This is a genomic window from Pseudarthrobacter sp. TE9888 (assembly GCF_056279345.1).
This window is the reverse complement of sequence record NZ_JBWBRD010000002.1, coordinates 596,134-615,069: the sequence shown is the minus strand read 5'-3', so window position 1 is coordinate 615,069 and position 18,936 is coordinate 596,134. Positions and strand designations below refer to the sequence as shown.

21 protein-coding genes are annotated in these 18,936 nt (G+C 66.6%); 10 read left to right on the top strand and 11 right to left on the bottom strand.

Features of this window, described 5'->3' with window-relative positions; genetic code table 11:
* Positions 1-93 precede the first annotated feature (93 nt).
* Both ACZ9J7_RS03525 and ACZ9J7_RS03520 read left to right on the top strand, forming a co-directional pair.
* On the top strand, positions 94-1,962 hold the full coding sequence (locus tag ACZ9J7_RS03525; RefSeq protein WP_476207066.1) for a dynamin family protein: 1,869 nt from the start codon (positions 94-96) through the stop codon (positions 1,960-1,962).
* A complete protein-coding gene (locus ACZ9J7_RS03520; RefSeq protein WP_476207064.1) occupies positions 1,959-3,464 on the top strand; it encodes a dynamin family protein in 1,506 nt (501 codons plus the stop codon). The genes ACZ9J7_RS03525 and ACZ9J7_RS03520 overlap by 4 nt, the downstream gene beginning before the upstream one ends.
* A 10-nt stretch (positions 3,465-3,474) precedes the next feature.
* Here the strand turns inward: ACZ9J7_RS03520 and ACZ9J7_RS03515 are convergent, their stop codons facing one another.
* Together ACZ9J7_RS03515 and ACZ9J7_RS03510 are read right to left on the bottom strand one after the other, a co-directional pair.
* Positions 3,475-4,044 (bottom strand): hypothetical protein, encoded by a 570-nt coding sequence (locus ACZ9J7_RS03515; protein WP_476207063.1) that lies wholly within the window; start codon positions 4,042-4,044, stop codon positions 3,475-3,477.
* Positions 4,045-4,049: 5 nt separating this feature from the next.
* Entirely contained in the window at positions 4,050-4,439 is a 390-nt protein-coding gene (locus ACZ9J7_RS03510; protein ID WP_476207061.1) for a PLD nuclease N-terminal domain-containing protein, read from the bottom strand.
* A 61-nt stretch (positions 4,440-4,500) separates the two neighbouring features.
* Here ACZ9J7_RS03510 and ACZ9J7_RS03505 point away from each other — a divergent pair, with 61 nt between their 5' ends.
* Positions 4,501-4,812 (top strand): DUF4229 domain-containing protein, encoded by a 312-nt coding sequence (locus ACZ9J7_RS03505; protein ID WP_476207060.1) that lies wholly within the window; start codon positions 4,501-4,503, stop codon positions 4,810-4,812.
* Here the strand turns inward: ACZ9J7_RS03505 and ACZ9J7_RS03500 are convergent.
* The 5 genes from ACZ9J7_RS03500 to ACZ9J7_RS03480 form a co-directional block, all read right to left on the bottom strand.
* Entirely contained in the window at positions 4,809-5,690 is an 882-nt protein-coding gene (locus ACZ9J7_RS03500) for a 1,4-dihydroxy-2-naphthoate polyprenyltransferase (protein ID WP_141182387.1), read from the bottom strand. The two genes, ACZ9J7_RS03505 and ACZ9J7_RS03500, sit on opposite strands and share 4 nt — an antisense overlap.
* A 75-nt stretch (positions 5,691-5,765) precedes the next feature.
* Positions 5,766-6,977: an AMP-binding protein gene (locus tag ACZ9J7_RS03495; RefSeq protein WP_476207057.1), complete on the bottom strand. Its 1,212-nt coding sequence runs from the start codon at positions 6,975-6,977 to the stop codon at positions 5,766-5,768.
* A gap of 12 nt (positions 6,978-6,989) precedes the next feature.
* A complete protein-coding gene (locus ACZ9J7_RS03490) occupies positions 6,990-7,943 on the bottom strand; it encodes a 1,4-dihydroxy-2-naphthoyl-CoA synthase (protein WP_476207055.1) in 954 nt (317 codons plus the stop codon).
* A 22-nt stretch (positions 7,944-7,965) separates the two neighbouring features.
* A complete protein-coding gene (locus ACZ9J7_RS03485) occupies positions 7,966-8,406 on the bottom strand; it encodes a VOC family protein (RefSeq protein ID WP_476207053.1) in 441 nt (146 codons plus the stop codon).
* A 51-nt stretch (positions 8,407-8,457) separates the two neighbouring features.
* Entirely contained in the window at positions 8,458-9,219 is a 762-nt protein-coding gene (locus tag ACZ9J7_RS03480; RefSeq protein WP_476207051.1) for a lysostaphin resistance A-like protein, read from the bottom strand.
* Between the two features lie 208 nt (positions 9,220-9,427).
* Here ACZ9J7_RS03480 and ACZ9J7_RS03475 point away from each other — a divergent pair, with 208 nt between their 5' ends.
* Positions 9,428-10,888, top strand: a complete 1,461-nt coding sequence (locus ACZ9J7_RS03475) for an amino acid permease (protein ID WP_476207050.1) — start codon at positions 9,428-9,430, stop codon at positions 10,886-10,888.
* Positions 10,889-10,986: 98 nt separating this feature from the next.
* Here ACZ9J7_RS03475 and ACZ9J7_RS03470 read toward each other — a convergent pair whose 3' ends face one another.
* The gene (locus ACZ9J7_RS03470; protein ID WP_476207048.1) at positions 10,987-11,724 is read right to left on the bottom strand and encodes a dienelactone hydrolase family protein; all 738 of its coding nucleotides are present in this window, start codon (positions 11,722-11,724) and stop codon (positions 10,987-10,989) included.
* Between the two features lie 46 nt (positions 11,725-11,770).
* Between ACZ9J7_RS03470 and ACZ9J7_RS03465 the strand changes: the two genes are divergently transcribed.
* A complete protein-coding gene (locus ACZ9J7_RS03465) occupies positions 11,771-12,841 on the top strand; it encodes a DNA polymerase IV (RefSeq protein ID WP_476207046.1) in 1,071 nt (356 codons plus the stop codon).
* Between the two features lie 157 nt (positions 12,842-12,998).
* Here the strand turns inward: ACZ9J7_RS03465 and ACZ9J7_RS03460 are convergent, their stop codons facing one another.
* The gene (locus tag ACZ9J7_RS03460) at positions 12,999-13,175 is read right to left on the bottom strand and encodes a CsbD family protein (RefSeq protein WP_476207045.1); all 177 of its coding nucleotides are present in this window, start codon (positions 13,173-13,175) and stop codon (positions 12,999-13,001) included.
* Positions 13,176-13,299: 124 nt separating this feature from the next.
* On the opposite strand from ACZ9J7_RS03460, the gene ACZ9J7_RS03455 reads away from it, so the two are divergent.
* From ACZ9J7_RS03455 to ACZ9J7_RS03440, 4 genes are all read left to right on the top strand, one after another.
* Positions 13,300-13,974 carry a pentapeptide repeat-containing protein gene (locus ACZ9J7_RS03455; protein WP_476207043.1) on the top strand — a complete coding sequence of 225 codons (675 nt, stop codon included), beginning with the start codon at positions 13,300-13,302 and terminating at the stop codon, positions 13,972-13,974.
* A gap of 118 nt (positions 13,975-14,092) precedes the next feature.
* Positions 14,093-15,319: a thiolase family protein gene (locus ACZ9J7_RS03450; RefSeq protein ID WP_476207041.1), complete on the top strand. Its 1,227-nt coding sequence runs from the start codon at positions 14,093-14,095 to the stop codon at positions 15,317-15,319.
* Positions 15,319-16,125 (top strand): enoyl-CoA hydratase/isomerase family protein, encoded by an 807-nt coding sequence (locus ACZ9J7_RS03445; protein ID WP_476207040.1) that lies wholly within the window; start codon positions 15,319-15,321, stop codon positions 16,123-16,125. The genes ACZ9J7_RS03450 and ACZ9J7_RS03445 overlap by 1 nt, the downstream gene beginning before the upstream one ends.
* 3 nt (positions 16,126-16,128) lie before the next feature.
* Entirely contained in the window at positions 16,129-17,001 is an 873-nt protein-coding gene (locus ACZ9J7_RS03440) for a 3-hydroxyacyl-CoA dehydrogenase family protein (protein WP_476207039.1), read from the top strand.
* A gap of 24 nt (positions 17,002-17,025) precedes the next feature.
* Here the strand turns inward: ACZ9J7_RS03440 and ACZ9J7_RS03435 are convergent, their stop codons facing one another.
* Entirely contained in the window at positions 17,026-17,259 is a 234-nt protein-coding gene (locus ACZ9J7_RS03435; protein ID WP_476207037.1) for a DUF6480 family protein, read from the bottom strand.
* Positions 17,260-17,331: 72 nt separating this feature from the next.
* Here ACZ9J7_RS03435 and ACZ9J7_RS03430 point away from each other — a divergent pair, with 72 nt between their 5' ends.
* Positions 17,332-17,940, top strand: a complete 609-nt coding sequence (locus ACZ9J7_RS03430) for a GNAT family N-acetyltransferase (protein WP_476207036.1) — start codon at positions 17,332-17,334, stop codon at positions 17,938-17,940.
* A gap of 8 nt (positions 17,941-17,948) precedes the next feature.
* Here ACZ9J7_RS03430 and ACZ9J7_RS03425 read toward each other — a convergent pair whose 3' ends face one another.
* A complete protein-coding gene (locus ACZ9J7_RS03425) occupies positions 17,949-18,869 on the bottom strand; it encodes an SGNH/GDSL hydrolase family protein (RefSeq protein ID WP_476207035.1) in 921 nt (306 codons plus the stop codon).
* Between the last annotated feature and the right edge of the window lie 67 nt (positions 18,870-18,936).

The following is an 18,936-nucleotide window of genomic DNA, read 5'->3' as shown; positions in this document are numbered from 1 at the left end:
CGCTAGTTCGGTAAGGCGAACCGCCCGGCGGGCGGGCACTGGGCAGGGGGACACGCTGTGGCAGAGGAAGGACCGGCAAGGCCAACGGGGCCCATGACATCCGGGCAGCTGGTGAAGCTCCTGGAACAGGGGCTTCAGCTGGTGGGCGACCGGGACCGTGCCGACCTCCGCCGGAGGCTGGGCCAGGCCATGGCCCGGCTGCAGGACCCCAGCATCCGGGTCATTGTGGTGGGGGAGTTCAAACAGGGCAAGAGCAAGCTCATCAATGCCCTGGTGAACGCTCCGGTCTGCCCGGTGGACGACGACATCGCCACCTCCCTGCCCACCATCGTCCGCTATGGCGAACCGGCCTCGGCCGCCGTCCTGGTCCCCACAACGGATACGTCTGCCGGGGACGCTGCCGGCCATGCCGCGGAGGACAGCGTGGAGCGCCGGCCCATCGAACTTTCAGACTTGCCGGCTTTTGTCTCCGAGCAGGGCAATCCGGGCAACAGCCGCAAGCTCACAGCCGCCGAAGTCTGCCTGCCCCGCCGCATCCTGACCGGGGGCCTCACGATTATCGACTCTCCGGGTGTTGGCGGCATGGGCTCGGCCCACACCCTGACCACCCTTACCGCCCTGCCCACCGCGGACGCCATGCTGCTGGTTTCGGACGCATCCCAGGAGTACACGGAACCAGAGCTGCGGTTCCTGCGCCAGGCCATGCGGATTACTCCCAGCGTGGCCGCGGTCCTGTCCAAGACGGATCTCTACCCGGACTGGCGGCACGTCGAGGAGCTGGACAGGGCCCACCTGGAGCAGGTGGCACCGGAGATCCCGCTGTTCCCGTTGTCAGCCGACCTCCGCCTGGAGGCTTCACGGCTCCAGGACGCAGAGCTCAACAGCGAATCGGGCTTCCCGGACCTGGTGGCCCACCTGCGCAACGACATCGTGGGAAAGGCCCAGCGCATCCAGCGGCGCTCCGTCAGCCAGGACCTGCTCTCCGTCACCGAAAACCTCCGGCTGTCCCTCCAGTCCGAACTGGAGGCGCTGGAGAACCCCGGCGGCACCCCCCAGATGCTCGCAGCGCTGGAACAGGCCAAGACGGAAGCCGACGAACTGCGGAAGCGCTCCGCCAGGTGGCAGCTGACGCTCAGCGATGGCATCAACGATCTCATCGCCGACATGGAATACGACCTCCGTGACCGCCTGCGCCGGATCCAGCGGGAAGCCGAGACTGCCATCGACCAGGGCGACCCAGGGCCGGTCTGGACGCAATTCTCCCAGTGGCTTGAGGAATGCGTTGCCGCTGCGGTTTCGGACACGTTCGTCTGGACCAGCGAGCGGTCGCAATGGCTGGCGGCACAGGTGGCCGAACACTTCGCCGCCGACGAGGTTGCCCTGCCCGTCCTGCATGTCTCGGAGTCCGGGGACGCGCTGGACCCGGTGGACCAGATGCCGGAGCTGGACCCCGGCCGCGTGAACCCGATCCAAAAGGTCCTCATCGGTATGCGCGGGTCCTACGGCGGCGTCCTGATGTTTGGGCTGCTGACCGGCATTTTCGGAATGGCCCTGATCAATCCGCTCTCGGTGGGCGCCGGGCTGCTGCTGGGCCGCAAGGCCTACCGGGAGGACAAGGAAACACGGCTGAAGCGCCGGCAGGGGGAGGCGAAAGCGCTGGTCAGGCGGCAGCTGGACGATGTGACGTTCCAGGTGGGAAAGCAGCTGAAGGACAGGTTGCGCCTGGTGCAGCGCACCATCCGGGACCACTTCACCGAGATCGCCGACGAATACCACCGGTCGCTGTCGGATTCGGTGGCAGCGGCCCAGAAGGCAGCCAATTCCTATGCCCAGGAAAAGGAGGGCCGCATTCGGGACATCAGGGCTGAACTGAGGAAGGTGGATGCCCTGCACCGCGCCGCGGAAGCGGTGTCCGCCGAGGTTTCCGCTGCCGGAACCCGTTCTGCGGCGGGGGTGGGATGACGGCGTCCACCACGGCCGGAGCCGCAGGGCTGATCCGCGAAGCCCTTGAGGTGTATGCCGATGACCCGCTCGCCATCAAGGCGCTGCAGGGCCATGCCCAGCGTTTGGCCGAGCCTTTGAGGATTGCCATTGCAGGGATGGTGAAAGCAGGGAAATCCACCCTCCTGAACGCCATCATCGGCGAGGAAATCGCACCCACCGACACCGGCGAATGTACGCGGATTGTCACCTGGTACCGGTACGGCCACACGCCCCGGATCACGTTGCACCTGGTTGGGGGCGAGCCCCGGAACCTTCCCCTGAAGCGCGTGGACGGCCGCTTGGTGCTCGTCCTCGACGGCGCGCGGGCGGAAGAGGTGGAGCGCCTCGACGTCGAATGGCCTTCGCCGGCCCTGCGGGCCATGACCCTGATCGATACCCCCGGGATCGCCTCCCTTTCCCAGGAGGTGTCCGCACGGTCGGTCAGGTTCCTTACCCCGGAGGATTCGGCGTCGGAAGCTGATGCCGTGGTCTACCTGCTGCGGCACCTGCACGCATCCGACATCCGGTTCCTGGAGTCCTTCCGTGACACGTCGGCCGGCCGCTCCGGCACCGTCAATGCCATCGCGGTGCTGTCGCGGGCGGACGAGGTGGGGGCCGGGCGCATCGACTCGCTGCTGTCCGCCGGTGCCATCGCAGAACGGTACAGCCGGGACCCCAACCTGCGGAAGCTCGCGCTCGGGGTCGTCCCCGTGGCGGGGCTCCTGGCCCAAAGCGCCCGCACCCTGCGCCAGGCGGACTTCGAAGCCCTCCAGCTCCTGGCCACCGTTGACCGGGCTGCCCGCGAGCGGATGATGCTGTCGGCCGACAGGTTCCGCCGCTCCACGGAACCGCACGAACTGACGGAAGAGGCCCGGGCCTCACTGCTGGAACGCTACGGACTCTTTGGTATCCGGCTGGCTGTGGTCCTGGTCCGCAACGGGTTTGGCGACCCCACCCCGCTGGCGCACGAACTGGCAAGGCGCAGCGGGCTGGATCCATTGCTGGAACTGCTGGACCGTCAGTTCCAGGCGCGGGCAGAAGCGTTGAAGGCCAGGACGGCGCTGGCAGCCGTGGAAAGCCTGCTGGCCGGGCGCCCCCGGGAGGGGACTGAACGCTTGGCGGAGTCCCTGGAGCGGCTGCAGGCCAACGCGCACGAATTCCGTGAGCTGCGGTTGCTGGCCGCGCTCCGGACCTCGGGGGTGGAACTGGCCCCGGAGCTGGCGGCGGAAGCCGAACGGCTTATCGGGGGCCTGGGCGCCGACGCAACCCAGCGGCTGGGCGTGGCGTCGGGCACGGATCCGGAGGCACTGGCCGCCGAGGCGCGCAGCGTGCTGGCCCGCTGGCGCAGGGTGTCCGAAAATCCCCTGACCGCACGGTTCGCCGTCGAAGCCTGCCGGGTGGTGATCCGCAGCTGCGAGGGCGTCCTGGCGGCTTGCACTGGCAGGGAAACCGGCACGGCCCGGCAGCCGCAGTCAGCGTAGGGGTGCGCGCTCAGCCCCGGCCGCGGCCGCCCTTGAGCCAGGCTCCCGCCGGGGGCAGGAACAAGAGCACCAGTCCTGCGAGGGCCAGGAGCAGCCCTGCGCCCCACAGCATCACGACGTAGCTGCCCGCGGCGCCACCCGGGACCAGGAACGCGGAGGCAAGGACCATGACGGGGACATGGATGGCCAGCAGCAGGACTAACGTCCAGCGGGCCCAGGTCCTCCGGCCCAGCACGGCTGCCAGGACAGCGGCCTCAAGCGCCGTCACCAGGAGCAGGGCAACGATGCTGCCCCAGAACACGATGTTCGCCGCGGTACCCACCGATTCGGCGTCGCGGTCTGCGGCCATGCCCGCCACCACGCCGCGAAGCCGCTGCAGGTTGGAGTCACGGGCTGCGAAGGACCCCAGCAGGACCGCCAGCCCGGCGGCGAAGCTGAAGAGCCAGAGCGAGCGGGCGGCACGGATGGTGCGCGGCACCGCGGGGGTGGCCGGGATGGGCGGCGGGGCGGAATAGGACAGGCCGGGCCTTGGTGGGGGAGCGGACAGGCGCCGTTCTTCGCCGCCGGCTGGGGACGCCATGGGCGCTATTTCAGTCCGTCGGTATCGTGTTCGTCGGTGCCGTGCTGGTGCTTCCCGCCGTCCTCCTTGGCCTTGGATTCGAGGTCGTCGCGTAGTTTCCTGAGGCGCTCGGCCTCGGCCTGGTTGCGGCGGCGTGCCTCAAGGTTGCGGAGGAAGTCCGGGTCATCATCCGGAGCGGTGGGGTGCGGGTAGCTGGGCCGCGGCTGCGTGGAGCCCCGCGGCCGGCCGATCAGCAGCCACAGGACGGCGCCGAGGACGGGCAGGACAATTTGGACGATGATCCACGCGGGCTTCGAAATCCCGCTGGTCAGGCGGCCTTCAGTGCGGATCACGTCCACCAGGCCATACACAAAGATGACGAGGACTGCGACGGCCAAAGCCACACGGAAGAGCATGCCATTAAGTCTATCGTCAGGACGCGCAGGGGCCGCTGGCCGGGGCGGCTAAACTTGAATAGTGGCCTTTTTGAAATATTCCCTGATCCGCCTGGCGATCTTCGTGCCCCTGTTCGTCCTGTTCATGCTCCTGCAGGTCGGGGCGCTGATGGCCGTCATCTGCGCCGCGCTCATTGCCTTCGCCATTAGCTACCTCTTCTTCCAGAAGCAGCGCGACGCCGCCTCCGCAGCCTTGCAGTACCGCTTTTCAGGGAAGGCCAAGCCCCTGCGCTCCGCCGGGGAGGTCCAGGACGCCAACGCCGAGGACGCACTGCTGGACGCCAACCCGGACATCACCATCAACAACGCCAAGGGCAGCAGCAAGAAGGATTAGAACCCGTGGCTGAGGATCAGCCCCAGTGAGAACAGCACGCTGTAGCCGAGATTGATCAGGCCGGTCTGCTTCAGCACCGGGATCAGGCTCTTGCGCTTGCGGCCGTTGATCATCAGCCAGGCCGGCATCAGGCAGGCCGGAATGAGCAGCAGCACGATCAGGATCCACGGCCGGCCCGGTGCCAGGATAACCACCAGCAGGATCGCGACGGCGAGCATCAGGACGTAGCTTTCGCGCGCGTGCTTGTCGCCGAGGCGCACGGCCAGGGTCTTCTTGCCCGCCTGCATGTCCGTGGGAATGTCGCGGACGTTGTTGGCCATCAGCAGTGCCGTGGCGATCAGCCCGGTACCGATCGCGCCGATGACCGCGGAAAGGCTGATGTGCCCGGCCTGGGTGTAGGTGGTGCCCAGGGTGGCCACCAGGCCGAAGAAGACAAACACGAACAGGTCGCCCAGCCCCATGTAGCCGTACGGGTTCTTGCCGCCCGTGTAGCCCCACGCCGCCATGACGCAGCCCAGGCCCACCAGGATTAGCCACCAGGCCTGGGTGAGGACCACCAGGACAAGTCCGAACACCATCGCCAGCGCGAACGTCCCGAACGCCGCCCACTTGACGTGTTCCGGTTTGGCGGCGCCGGAGCCCACCAGCCGCAGGGGGCCCACGCGGTCGTCATCGGTGCCGCGGATGCCGTCCGAGTAGTCGTTGGCGAAGTTCACGCCCACCTGCAGCAGGAGCGCCACCAGCGCCGCGAGGATGGCGTTGGGCAGGAGGAACGAGCCCATTTCATAGGCTGCGGCAGTGCCGATCAGCACCGGCGCGATCGCTGCCGGCAGCGTCCGGAGTCGGGCGCCTTGGATCCATTGGGCGGCTGTTGCCACGGTTAGTACCTCGTGTTGTTTCGGTAAGACGGCTGGATGGAACGTGCGCACCCGCCGCGGTGGTGCAGGTCCACTCTACTTTCCCCCGTGCAGCGTGCTGAGTTCGGCGGTCATGGCGAGCCGGTCCGGCTTTCCGTTCGGCAGCATCCGCAGCGCCGGCGCGGTGAGGACCGTTTTGGGCGCCAGCACCCCCAGTTCCTGCTGCCAGTGCCGTTGAAGGGCGACGGCGGGATCCCCGGCTTCCTGCCCGGGCCCGCCTTCCCCGGCGGCTCCACCGTCGGGTGCGAGCGCCACGTAGGCCGCCACCGCCTGGCCCCATTCGGCCGAGGGGACGCCGGCCACGAAAGCTGCCGTGACGGCGTCGGCCTGTTCCAACTGCTCCTGTACGTGGCCGGCGGAAACCTTGACGCCGCCGGTGATGATGACGTCGTCGGCTCGGCCCAGCACGGTGAGGCGGCCGTCGTCGTCGATCGAGCCAAGGTCGCTGGTGCGGTACCAGCGCACGCCGTCCTCCTCGAAGAACGTCCCGGTCTCTTCATCAGGGGCTTCGATGTACCCGGCGGCCACGGTGTCCCCGCCCAGGAGGATGCGGCCGTCTTCAGCTACCCGGACGGAGACGCCTTCCAGGGGGTAGCCGTCGTACACGCAGCCGCCGGACGTTTCCGCGGAGCCGTACGTGGTGACCACCCGTACTCCGGCGTCGCGGGCGGCGGCAAGCAGGGCCGGGGAGGCAGGCGCGCCGCCCAGCAGGACCGCGTTGAAGCGCCGCAGCACGGCGAGCGTTTCAGGGGAGGGCTGGTCCAGGAGCCGCTGGAGCTGCGTGGGGACCAGTGACGTAAACCGGATCTTGTCCGTCAGTTCCAGCGCGGCGGCGGTGAAGGCCTCCGGGGTGAAGCCGCCGGACATGTCCATGACCCAGGGCCGGGTGCCGGCGAAGAGGGACCGCACCAGCACCTGGATGCCGGCAACGAACTGGACGGGCAGGGCCAGCAGCCACTGGCCCTCGCCCTTGAGCCGCAGGGCGGTGGCCATCGAGGACGCCGCCAGGCACTCCACGGTCAGCAGGGTCGCCTTGGGTGCCCCGGTGGACCCGGAGGTGCGGACCACTGCCACGGCGTCGTCGCAGCCGGGGGTCTCGACATGCCCAACGACGAGGCCGCCTTCCGGGCCCACGGACAGTTCGACGGCGGGGCCCTCGCCGTGGAGGGCGGCCGCGAGGGCCTTCAGTGCGGGTTCGATGTTGAGAGGACCGCCGTGGGGCGTGCTGGGTGAGGCTTCGCTGTTCATTGCCGTCCTGCCTTAGAAGTAGTGCGGGAAGCGTGACCAGTCGGGGTCGCGTTTTTGCAGGAAGGCCTCCTTGCCCTCCACGGCTTCGTCCGTCATGTAGGCCAGCCGGGTGGCTTCGCCGGCGAACACCTGCTGGCCGGCCAGTCCGTCGTCGGCCAGGTTGAACGCAAACTTCAGCATGCGGATGGCCTGCGGGGACTGCCGTGCGATGTCCGCGGCGTACTCCAGTGCCACCTCCTCGAGGCGGTCGTGGTCCACCGCCTCATTGACCGCGCCCATGCGGACCATGTCTTCCGCGGAATATTCGCGGGCCAGGAAGAAGATTTCGCGGGCCGTCTTTTGGCCCACCTGCCGGGCCAGGAGCGCTGAGCCGTAGCCGGCGTCGAAGCTTCCCACCGTGGCGTCGGTCTGCTTGAACTTGCCGTGCTGCCGGGACGCGATGGTCAGGTCTGACACGACATGCAGCGAGTGGCCACCGCCGGCTGCCCAGCCGTTGACGACGGCGATGACCACCTTGGGCATGGTGCGCATGAGCCGCTGGACTTCCAGGATGTGCAGCCTGCCGGCCCGGGCGGGGTCGATGGTTTCCTGGGTCTCGCCGTCGGCATACCGGTAGCCGTCCCGGCCACGGATCCGCTGGTCGCCGCCGGAGCAGAAGGAATGGCCACCGTCCTTGGCGGAGGGGCCGTTTCCGGTCAGCAGGACCGTGGCGACGTCGGGTGTCATCCGGGCGTGGTCCATGGCGCGGTAGAGCTCGTCCACGGTCCCGGGCCGGAACGCGTTGCGGACCTCCGGGCGGTTGAAGGCGATGCGGACCGTTGGGAGGTCGCGCACCCACGCGCCGCCGGAATCCCGTTCCACCTGCCGGTGGTACGTCATGTCCTGGAAGTCATCGAAGCCGGAGACCACCCGCCAGCGCATGGGATCGAAGACATCGGACACCGGGGCGGGGATCTGGTTGCTCACCGTCCAAGTCTAGTAATCGGCGTCAGCTGATGCAGAACTCGTTGCCCTCAGGGTCCGCCATGGTGTGCCAGGAGTGCGGGCCCTGCCGCGCCGACCAGAGGAAGGAGGCGCCCCGGGCTTCGAGTTCACGCCGCACCTCGTCCTTGTCCCGGCCGTCCAGCCTGACGTCCCAGTGCACCCGGTTCTTCACGGTTTTCCCCTCGGGTGCGGTCTGGAAAAGGATGCGCCGCTGCGGGGCCTTGGCGTCAATTTCTTCCGGCGGCCGGATGGCGGCGCCGTCCTTCCACACCAGGTTTCCGTGGTGCGTCGTGGTCTGGTTTTCGGTGGCGTAGCCCTGCTCAATCATGGAGCGGATAAAGCCTGCATCCTGCGGTTCCACCGTCCACTGCAGGGTTTCGGCCCACCAGTCGGCAAGCTCGTGCGGGCTGGCGCAATCGACGACGATCTGGATGTTCAGTCCCATCCGTCCACGGTAAGGGCGGGAGGCGCGTTGGGGAAGGTCCGGTGCGGGTGCTCAGGCCTGGACGTTCTGCATCTGGCTGATCAGCTCCGGCGGGATGGCGTACACCAGGACCACGGCGAGCAGGTTCTTCGCGGCATGGACGAAGTAGGAGAACATCACGTTCTTCCCGGTCCACATATAGACGAACACCAGCGTGGCGCCCATGGCCAGGTAGGGGAGCAGCGCAGTCAGGGTCACCGCCTCCTGGCCCACGATATGGAGGGCTGCGAACAGCACCACCGACAGCGCGCAGCAGATCCAGATGTTCACGCGGCGGGACATCTTCCCAATGAGGAGGTGGCGGAAGATGTACTCCTCGACGAACGGACCCACCACCACCAGCAGCGGAACCATGAGCCATGCCGGGACCTGCTGCATCAGTGCCTGCAGCCCTGCCTGGTTGGCCGAGGTTTCAACCTGCCCGTTGGCTGCCACCACCACGGCGGTGAGGATCATCATGGCGATGACGGCTGCCGGCACCATCAGGAGCGTAAACCAGGGCCGGGTTGCCAGGACCTTGAGGTCCCGGACCACCACCCTCCGGGCGGCCAGGAGCGCCAGTATTCCCACCGAGGCATAGAAAAGCAGGTTCACGGCATAGGACGCCGCTGCAGGGGATGGGGCAAGCTGCCGGAGCAGAGGCGCGAGCACGTTGCCGGCAACCGCGAAGAACCCGGCAATGGCAACGTAGAGGCACAGCGTGGCCAGGTCCAGCCGGGAAAAACGGTACAGCTGCGGCTGCGGGGCGGGCGGTAAGCGTTGGGCTGTGGCCATGCCCCCAAGCCTATCGCCGGGGCGGCCGTGTAGTGCGCGTCACGTACCACCCCGGACCGTCTTGTAAGATGGTCAGGTCGCGTGAAGCTTCGGCAGTTCGGCCGATCCACCCTCACATCTGCTGGTCCCAAGGCCTAAAGGCCGAATTTTGTGAGCTTGATCATACGAAGACCGGATGCGGCCAACCCCCAACCCACAAGGAACAGTTGTGCCTCAAAGTACCCCCACAGACCTAAAGAACAGCACGGCGCCATCCTCCGCCGTCGACCCGTCCCTCAGCGCCGAGGGCTACAAAAAGACGCTGGGCCGACGCCACGTCACCATGATCGCCATGGGCGGCGCGATCGGCGTCGGCCTTTTCATGGGCGCCGGCGGACGCCTCGCCTCCACCGGCCCCGCCCTGATCTTCTCCTACGCCATCGCCGGCGTCATTGCCTACCTGCTCATGCGGGCCCTGGGCGAACTCATCATGTACCGCCAGACCTCCGGCTCGTTCGTCAGCTACGCCGGCGAAATGTTCGGCAAGAAGGGCGCCTTCCTCTCCGGGTGGATGTACTTCATCAACTGGGCCATGACCGGCATCGCCGAGCTCATCGCCATCGGCCTGTACTTCCAGTTCTTCTTCCCCAACGTCCCCGTCGAACTGTCCGCCATCGCAGCGCTGGTGCTGCTGGTAGCCGTGAACCTGTTCAGCGTCAAGGCATTCGGTGAGTTCGAATTCTGGGCTTCCGTCCTGAAGGTCACCGCAATCGTCATCTTCCTGGCCGTGGGCACCTTCATGGTGGTCACCAACGCCAAGGTGGGCGAGGGCCACGCATCGGTCAACAACCTCTTCGCAGCCGACGGCGGCATGTTCCCCAAGGGCGCCCTGGTGATGATCCTGGTCCTGAACGCCGTGATCTTCGCCTACAACGCCATCGAGCTGGTGGGCATCACCGCCGGCGAGATGCAGAACCCGGAACGCGAAGTCCCCAAGGCGATCCGCGCCGTCGTCCTCCGCATCGTGGTGTTCTACGTCGGCTCCGTGACCCTGCTCGCCATGCTGCTTCCCTCGGACCAGTACCACGCCGGCACCTCCCCGTTCGTCACCGTCTTCGGCCAGATGGGGCTGCCGTGGATGGGCGACGTCATGAACATGATCGTCATCACCGCTGCATTGTCCTCGTGCAACTCGGGCCTGTACTCCATTGGCCGGATCTTCCGGACCATGGCCAACAACGGCCACGCCCCGCAGTGGCTGACCCGCATGTCCACCCGCCATGTGCCCTACGCGGCGATCCTGGCCATCGGCGGCGTCTACCTGGTGGGCATCCTCCTCAACATCTGGCTGGGCGGCTCCCACGCGTTCGACCTCGCCCTGAACACGGCCTCCATCGGCGTGATCTTCACTTGGGGTTCCATTTTCGCCAGCCAGATCGCGCTGCGGAAGAAAAAGGGCAACGTCTCCAGCCTGCCCATGCCCGGTTCGCCCTGGACCAGCTGGGCCGGACTCATCGCCCTCCTCGTCATCACCGTGCTCATCGGCTTCGACACCATGACCAGCAAGGACGGCGAGGTCTTCTACCTGGGCCTCTGGACGCTGGCCACCATTCCGTTCTTCGCCGTCGTCCTCTGGCTGGGCTGGCAGAAGGTCAAGAACAACCAGCCCAAGAGCGAGCTCTTCAGCTAGCTTTCCGGACAGCGTTCGACGGCGGGCCGCCCCTTGGAGGGCAGCCCGCCGTCGGCGTTTCCGCAGGGTGCCGGGACACGTCCGGGTGCCCGGGCTGCTTAGTCCTTCAGGTACCGGGCGAAGTGGTCCTCGATGCGCCGCCAGGCCTCGGGTGCTGACTCCGGGTCCGGACCCACGCCCATGACCCGCATCAGCGGCCTGAGGAGTACCGGCCCGATTTCTTCGTCGTTGAGGAAGGCGTGGCCGGCGCCGGGAAACTCCTTCACGCTGTGCTCGATGCCTAACTGGTCCAGGGCAGTTTCGAGGCGCGCCGCGGCCCCCTTCAGGGACCTGTCCGCGCCGCCGTAGTTGGCCACGATGGGGCAGGAGCCACGCAGTGCCTCCACCAGGTCCTGCTGTTCCTTGCCCGGCAGTCGGCCGTAATTGACGGAGGCGGCGTCGAACCCGTCCCTCGCGGTGAGCAGGGCAAAGCCGCCGCCCATGCAGAATCCGATCACCCCGGTCCGGCCGTTGCCCAGCGCCGATTGCGCCAGCCAGGCACGGGCTGTGGCGATGTCGGTGAAGGGCCTGCCCGTGCGGGCCGCCATGGCCCGCATGGTTCCCACCAGGCACCGCCGCGGGCCGCCGTCGCTGTACAGGTCCACCGCCAGGGTGAGGTATCCGGCCTTTGCCAGCCGGTCCGCGTGCCGCCGGGTCTGGTCATCCAGGCCGAACGCTTCATGGATCATCACGACCCCGGGAAAAGGACCCTCTCCAGCGGGTACGGCAAGGTAGCCGTTCAGGGAGGGCGAGCCGCCGGCAGCGGCGCTCTCTGCGCTCAGGTCTACGTTCGTCATGGGCCAAGGCTAGCCCCTTGGAGTCCGGCCGGGCAGACTGGGCTCTGTGAGCGAACCGTGGGTGCTGCATGTGGACCTGGACCAGTTCATTGCGGCCGTCGAAGTGCTGCGCCGCCCCGAGCTGGCGGGCAGGCCGGTTATCGTAGGCGGCCGCGGCGACCCCACCGAGCGTGCCGTGGTGTCCACAGCGTCCTACGAAGCCCGGGCCTACGGCGTGGGATCGGGCATGCCTCTGCGGATCGCGGCGCGAAAAGTGCCGGACGCGGTGATCCTGCCGGTGGACCATGATGCCTACCTTGAGGCGTCCGGGACGGTGATGGCGGTGCTCCGTTCCCAGCCGGGAACCACGGTGCAGGTGCTTGGCTGGGACGAGGCGTTCGTGGGCCTTGAGTCGGACGATCCGGAGGCCTTCGCCCGCCAACTCCAGCAGGCTGTGCTGGCGGAAACCCGGCTGCACTGCAGTGTCGGCATCGGCGACACCCTGGTCCGCGCCAAGGTTGCCACCACATTCGGTAAACCCGCCGGTGTTTTCCGGCTGACGGAGGGCAACTGGCTGGAGGTCATGGGGGAGCGGCCCACGATCGAGCTGTGGGGGGTGGGAAAGGCGGTGTCCCGCCGCCTCGCCACCCTGGGCATCAAGACCGTTGCCGACCTGGCAGCCGCCAGTCCTGCTGACCTGGTTCCCGAATTCGGCCCCAAAATGGGGCCCTGGTATGCGCAGCTTGGCCGGGGCGACGGTTCCCGGACCGTTGATGACACCCCCTGGGTGGCCCGGGGGCACAGCCGTGAAACCACCTTCCAACGGGACCTTACGGAGGCGCAGCAGATTGACGACGCCGTCCGCGAGCTGGCCGCGCACGTCCTTGAGGATGTCGCTGCCGAGGGGCGGCCCGTGGTGGGCCTGACGTTGAAGGTGCGCTACGCCCCGTTCACTACCAAGACCTATGGCCGGAAGATCCCGGTGACCACCGATGCCGCAGAGGTGTTGGCCGAGGCGCTTGGGCTGGCGGCGAAGATCGAGCCGGGGCGTCCTGTCCGGCTCCTCGGGCTGCGAGCCGAAATGACCATGCCGGACGACTCCCGGCAGGGGCACACCCCCACCCGCAGCGGCTGGTAACCCCATCGACTGCTGAGTAGATGCCGTTTTGGCCCCCCAAAACGGCATCTACTCAGCAATCGATGAATCGGGACAGCGAAACGGCGGCAGATCCATCGGATCCGCCGCCGTTCTGGCTGTGGCAGCACGCCGTTCGCTGCGGCTGCCCCAGCAGGGACTAGTCGCGCTTGAATTCGTCCTTGACGCTCTCGCCCACCTTCTTGGCATCTGCCTTGACCTGGTCGGCCTGGCCTTCTGCTTTCAGGCGGTCGTTGTCGGTCGCGTTGCCTGCAGCTTCCTTGGCCTTGCCGCCAAAGTCCTCTGCCGCGTTACTGATCTTGTCTCCGAGGCCCATGCTTCCGGCCTCCTTTCGTTTCCGTCGATCAACCGTGCACTTTCACGATAAGCAAAGCCTGCTTACTATTTCAAGCCCTCCGGTGTGGTGTTCCGTGTCGGGGGTGGGCGCTAGGCTCGGGGCTATGGACAAAGTGCGTGGCAGGCGGCCAGCGGCAGTTGCGGCGCCCAAGCTCTCCCCGGTGCGGCTGCCGGACCTCGAGGACCCGCCGGAACTCACTATCCAGCACGCTGGCAGGCATGACAACGTTCGGTTCAGCCGCATCGACGGGGACGGGCTGGAGCTTGGCGGAGCCGTCTTTTCCGAATGCCTTTTTGAGGGTACTTCCTTCAATGAGGCGCAGCTTCGGGGTGCCTCATTCCGCGACAGCATCCTGGGGGAGCTGTATGCGCCCGTGTTCCGCGGTGCCCGCAGCACCTGGCGCGAGGTTGAGATCCGAAATCCCCGCCTGGGCTCCGCTGAACTCTATGAGAGCGGGTGGCAGTCGGTCCGGATCGACGGCGGCAAGGTGGACTACCTCAACCTCCGCGGGGCAAAGCTCACCGACGTGCTGATCAGCGGCTGCATCATCAACGAACTGGACCTGGGTGCCGCCGTGGCAACAAGGGTGAAGCTGGAGGACTGCACGGTCGGATCGCTCGACCTGGCCGGCGCCACATTGAAGGACTTTGACCTCAGGGGCACGGAATTCCGCAAGATCAGCGGCCTGGGCAGCATGTCCGGACTTGTCATTGATGAGTACCAATTGGGCCTGCTGGCTCCCCTGATCGCCGCACACCTGGGGGTGACCGTCCTGTAACCGGATGCGCAGCATGACCCTGCCGTGTACCATTTACAGAACGAACGGTCGGTAAGTGGAGGATTCTGCTGTGCCGGCCGCCGATGACAGTGCTGTTTATCGCGTGAAGGGTGTTTCCATGGCTGCAACCGCAGGTCCACAGGCTTTCCTTGTTGGCGGCGTCCGAACGCCCGTGGGCAGGTACGGAGGGGCGTTGTCCGCCGTGCGGCCGGATGATCTCGCGGCCCTCGTGGTCCGCGAAGCCGTGGCACGCGCCGGCCTGGACCCGGAGAGCATTGACGAAGTCATCCTGGGCAACGCCAACGGCGCGGGCGAGGAAAACCGCAACGTGGCCCGAATGGCCACCCTGCTCGCCGGGCTGCCGCTGCACATTCCGGGAATCACGGTCAACCGGCTTTGCGCATCGGGTCTGAGCGCCATCATCCAGGCAAGCCACATGATCAAGGCCGGCGCCGCGGACATTGTGATCGCTGGCGGCGTGGAGTCCATGAGCCGCGCCCCTTGGGTCCAGGAGAAGCCTACTGCTGCGTTCGCGAAGCCGGGCCAGATCTTCGACACCTCCATCGGCTGGCGGTTCACCAATCCCCACTTCCAGCACGGCGGGCTGTCCCGGGATGGGAAGATGACCTACTCCATGCCCGAAACGGCGGAGGAGGTGGCCCGCGTTGACGGCATTTCCCGCGAAGACGCTGACGCGTTTGCCGTCCGGTCCCACCAGTTGGCCTTGGATGCCATTGAAGCCGGCAGGTTCAAGGATGAGATCGTGCCGGTCACGGTCAAGACCCGCAAATCCGAGACTGTGGTGGACACGGACGAAGGCCCCCGCCCCGGCACCACCCTGGACGTCCTCGCCAAGCTCAGGCCCGTGGCGCACGGCGGCTCCGTGGTCACGGCCGGAAACTCCTCCTCGCTGAACGATGGCGCGTCCGCCATCATCATCGCCTCCGAAGCAGCCATTGAACGGCTCGGCCTCACGCCCCGGGCCCGCATCATCGACGGCGCCTCTGCCGGCTGCGAGCCCGAGATCATGGGCATCGGCCCCGTGCCCGCCACCCAGAAGGTGCTCAAGCGGAGCGGCTTGAGCGTCGGCGACCTGTCCGCCGTCGAGCTTAATGAAGCCTTCGCCACGCAGTCCCTGGCCTGCATCCGGCGGCTTGGGCTGGAACCGGAGATTGTGAACCGCGACGGCGGCGCCATCGCCCTGGGGCACCCGCTCGGCTCCAGCGGGTCGCGGATTGCCATCACCCTGCTGGGACGGATGGAACGCGAGGACGCGAAGTTCGGCCTGGCCACCATGTGCGTCGGCGTGGGACAGGGCACTGCGATGCTGCTGGAGAAGATCTGATGGCGGCGCCGGTGGACCTCGCGGCAGGGAACTTCTCCGCGCTCCTCGTCGAGGAACTCGAAGACCGGGTGGTGGTGCTGCTCAACAGGCCCCAGGTAAAGAACGCGATCGACCAGCAGATGGTAGACGAACTCCACACCGTCTGCACAGCCCTGGAACAGAACCCCAAGGTGCTGATCATCGCCGGCGTGGACGGGGTCTTCGCCTCCGGTGCCGATATTGCCCAGCTGCGCGAACGCCGGCGGGACGACGCCCTGCAGGGCATCAACTCCACCATCTTCGTGAGGATCGCCAAGCTGCCCATGCCGGTCATCGCCGCACTGGACGGCTACTGCCTGGGCGGCGGCGCGGAACTTGCCTACGCCGCAGACTTCCGCATCGGCACCCCCAACGTCCGGATTGGCAACCCGGAAACGGGGCTGGGAATCCTGGCCGCGGCCGGCGCCAGCTGGCGGCTCCGGGAACTCGTGGGAGAGCCACTGGCCAAGCAGATCCTGCTGGCGGGGCTGGTCCTCGGCGCCGACGAAGCCAAGGCAGCCAACCTCATCACGGAAATCCACGACCCCGCCGATCTCCTGGACGCGGCCCACAGCCTGGCCAACAGGATCGGGCGGCAGGACCCGTTGGCCGTCCGCATCACCAAATCCGTGTTCCATGCGCCCGCCGAGGCGCATCCGCTCATCGACCAGCTGGCCCAGGGCATTCTCTTCGAGTCGCAGGCAAAATTCGACCGGATGCAGGCATTCCTGGACCGCAATGCAGCGAAGAAGGCAGCCGCCTCCAACAACCCCGCCGATGGAAAGTAGACCATGAGTAATTCATCAGTAGCCCCCGGCCTTCCCTCCCTCGTTGGCGTGCTGGGCGGCGGCCGCATGGGCGCGGGCATCGCCCACGCCTTCCTGATCAAGGGCGCCAACGTGCTGGTGGTGGAGCGCGACGACGTCTCCGCCGAGGCCGCGCAGGAACGGGTTCAGTCCGCGGCGTTGAAGAGCATCGAGCGAGGTGCAGTGGATGCCAACTTCGAAGAGCTGGTGACCCGGCTGACCGTCAGCACCGACTACGACGCCTTCAAAGACCGCCAGCTGGTGGTCGAGGCCGTCCCCGAAGACTGGGACCTCAAGGTCACGGCATTGAGGGGAATCGAGGAACGGCTTGGGCCGGACGGCTACATTGCGTCCAACACCTCCTCACTGTCCGTAAACGGCCTGGCCCGTGAACTGAAGCGGCCCGGGAACTTCCTCGGCCTGCACTTCTTCAACCCCGTACCGGCATCCACGCTGATCGAGGTGGTGCTGGGCGAACGCACGTCTCCCGGACTCGCTGCCGCGGCCAAAACCTGGGTGGAGGCACTCGGCAAGACCGCCGTCGTCGTCAACGATGCCCCGGGGTTTGCCTCTTCACGCCTCGGGGTAGCCATTGCGTTGGAGGCGATGCGGATGGTGGAGGAGGGCGTGGCCTCGGCGGAGGATATCGATGCCGCCATGGTGCTGGGCTACAAACACCCCACCGGTCCGCTGAAAACCACTGACATCGTGGGCCTGGACGTCCGCCTGGGCATCGCCGAATACCTGCACTCGACGCTGGGGGAGCGGTTCGCGCCGCCGCAGATCCTGCGCGATAAGGTGGCGCGCGGTGAACTCGGCCGCAAAACCGGCAAGGGATTCTTCGACTGGCCCAGCTAGGCTGACCGCCGGCCGGAACACGGCCTAGTCAAAAAAGCCCACGATGTAGCCGATGAAGTACAGCAGGAACAGCAGCACGCCCGCTCCGATGGCCGCCAGCCAGAAAATCTGCTGCCCCCTGCCGGATCCCTGCTGGCGGGGCTCCTGGGTTCCCGCCACCGAACCTTCGCCAGGCGGGGTTTCTCCCGGGGGCACGCCGCCGCCGGGCTCCAGGCCGGTGATCTTGTCGTCTTCCGGGTCCGGATTGGTTCCTGACACGTTAACTCCCTTGCTCGCGGTCTGGGTTTTCCCAGCGTAACCGGCCCCGGTGAATGGTCCTAGGCTGGTGCAGTGACTTTCCTTGAACCCCTTACCCTGACCGGCCGGCATGTAATCCTGGAGCCGCTGGCAGTGGAACACCATGACGGATTGCTGGAAGCGGCCAGGGACGGCGAACTCTGGAAGCTCTGGTACACCTCCGTTCCTGAACCGGACGCCATGGCCGCGGAAATCCGGCGCCGGCTCGCCTTGCAGGAGTTGGGATCCATGCTGCCCTTCACCACCCGGCTCATTGATCCGAGCACGGGCGGGCCGGGCCGCATCATCGGCATGACCACCTACATGAACATCGACCCGGCCACGCCCCGGGTGGAGATCGGCTCCACCTGGAACGCGGCCTCCGTGCAGGGGACGGGGACCAATCCCGACTCCAAACTCCTGCTGCTCCGGCATGCCTTCGAAGTGCTGGGCTGCCCGGCCGTGGAGTTCCGCACGCACTGGCTGAACCACCAGTCGCGAGAGGCCATCGCTCGGCTGGGCGCCAAGCAGGACGGCGTGCTCCGGAGCCATTCACGGACCAGCGACGGCAACCTGCGCGACACCGTGGTGTTCTCCATCCTGGAGCATGAATGGCCGGCGGTCCGCGCGGGGCTTGAGTACCGGCTGGACCGGCGGGGTTAGGAACAGGGCTACTGGCGGGCGAGCTGCTGCAGATTTACCGATGCCTGCAGGACTGCGGCGTAGGCTTGATGTCCCTCTTTGTTGGGATGGAAGTTGTAGTCTGCCGCGAAGTTTGTCGGCGATAGTTGAATCCAAGGGTCGGGGAACGAGTTGACTGAGTGTCCGTTGAACGCGGACGTTACGTCTATGTACTGGACGTTTGTCCCTGGGAACGCAGCGGCAATCTGCACCGCTCTGGCTATGGTGGCATTCAATGTCAGAGTCGCGCTATTCATCAGTACCTGATTTGCCGATGGTATCGGAGCGATCGGACTGTTTGGGTCAAACAGTTTGGGGTAGCCCAGCACAGCGACCTTGGCGTTTGGGGCGGCGATTTGGATAGATGTGTAGGTCTGAACCAAGCCGGCAGTTAGAAAAGCCAGGGCGGTGCGAGAAGTCGCCTGCGACAGGGCTGCCCCACACGTCGCCTCATCGGAAAAGGCACATACTCCCAACACGCGTGCGAAGCCGAGATCGTTGGCTCCGGCGGTGATTGTTACGAGGTCCGTTCGCTGTGAAAGGGCCCGGCTCTTTACCAGGGTGCGAATTTGTTCTTGAACTGTCGGAGTGTAAAGAACTCGATCGTACGTTGGGCTCAATCTGGAGAGTACGGCTCCATGGCACGCAGCGTTGCCGAGGAGATTGGCCGGAAGCTTCTCTGCTGCTACATCGACGTAGCCTGGATGACTTTGCCAGCAAGCAACGCCTGCCGGTCGAGTCGGGTCACCGGCGCCCGTACCCGCGGTATAGGAATCACCCAACGCCGCATAATCAACCACAGGGGGCGGCGCTGCGCCTGCAGGGGTGGCTGTGAAACCGAGCATCATTCCCAGCGCAGCGATGCCGGCTAGGAAGGCTGCGTAACGCCGTCGTAATGGTGAGTGTCCCACGTAGTTCTCCTTCGAACGTGAATGCCCGTGCAGGGTCAATGCGTGATGCCACAGTACGACCGGAGCC

Coding starts and splice junctions, on each gene's coding strand:
- ACZ9J7_RS03525 (WP_476207066.1), top strand. CDS start 94: ATGACATCCGGGCAGCTGGTGAAGCTCCTGGAACAGGGGCTTCAGCTG.
- ACZ9J7_RS03520 (WP_476207064.1), top strand. CDS start 1,959: ATGACGGCGTCCACCACGGCCGGAGCCGCAGGGCTGATCCGCGAAGCC.
- ACZ9J7_RS03515 (WP_476207063.1), bottom strand. CDS start 4,044: ATGGCGTCCCCAGCCGGCGGCGAAGAACGGCGCCTGTCCGCTCCCCCA.
- ACZ9J7_RS03510 (WP_476207061.1), bottom strand. CDS start 4,439: ATGCTCTTCCGTGTGGCTTTGGCCGTCGCAGTCCTCGTCATCTTTGTG.
- ACZ9J7_RS03495 (WP_476207057.1), bottom strand. CDS start 6,977: ATGAACAGCGAAGCCTCACCCAGCACGCCCCACGGCGGTCCTCTCAAC.
- ACZ9J7_RS03485 (WP_476207053.1), bottom strand. CDS start 8,406: ATGGGACTGAACATCCAGATCGTCGTCGATTGCGCCAGCCCGCACGAG.
- ACZ9J7_RS03480 (WP_476207051.1), bottom strand. CDS start 9,219: ATGGCCACAGCCCAACGCTTACCGCCCGCCCCGCAGCCGCAGCTGTAC.
- ACZ9J7_RS03470 (WP_476207048.1), bottom strand. CDS start 11,724: ATGACGAACGTAGACCTGAGCGCAGAGAGCGCCGCTGCCGGCGGCTCG.
- ACZ9J7_RS03460 (WP_476207045.1), bottom strand. CDS start 13,175: ATGGGCCTCGGAGACAAGATCAGTAACGCGGCAGAGGACTTTGGCGGC.
- ACZ9J7_RS03455 (WP_476207043.1), top strand. CDS start 13,300: ATGGACAAAGTGCGTGGCAGGCGGCCAGCGGCAGTTGCGGCGCCCAAG.
- ACZ9J7_RS03450 (WP_476207041.1), top strand. CDS start 14,093: ATGGCTGCAACCGCAGGTCCACAGGCTTTCCTTGTTGGCGGCGTCCGA.
- ACZ9J7_RS03445 (WP_476207040.1), top strand. CDS start 15,319: ATGGCGGCGCCGGTGGACCTCGCGGCAGGGAACTTCTCCGCGCTCCTC.
- ACZ9J7_RS03440 (WP_476207039.1), top strand. CDS start 16,129: ATGAGTAATTCATCAGTAGCCCCCGGCCTTCCCTCCCTCGTTGGCGTG.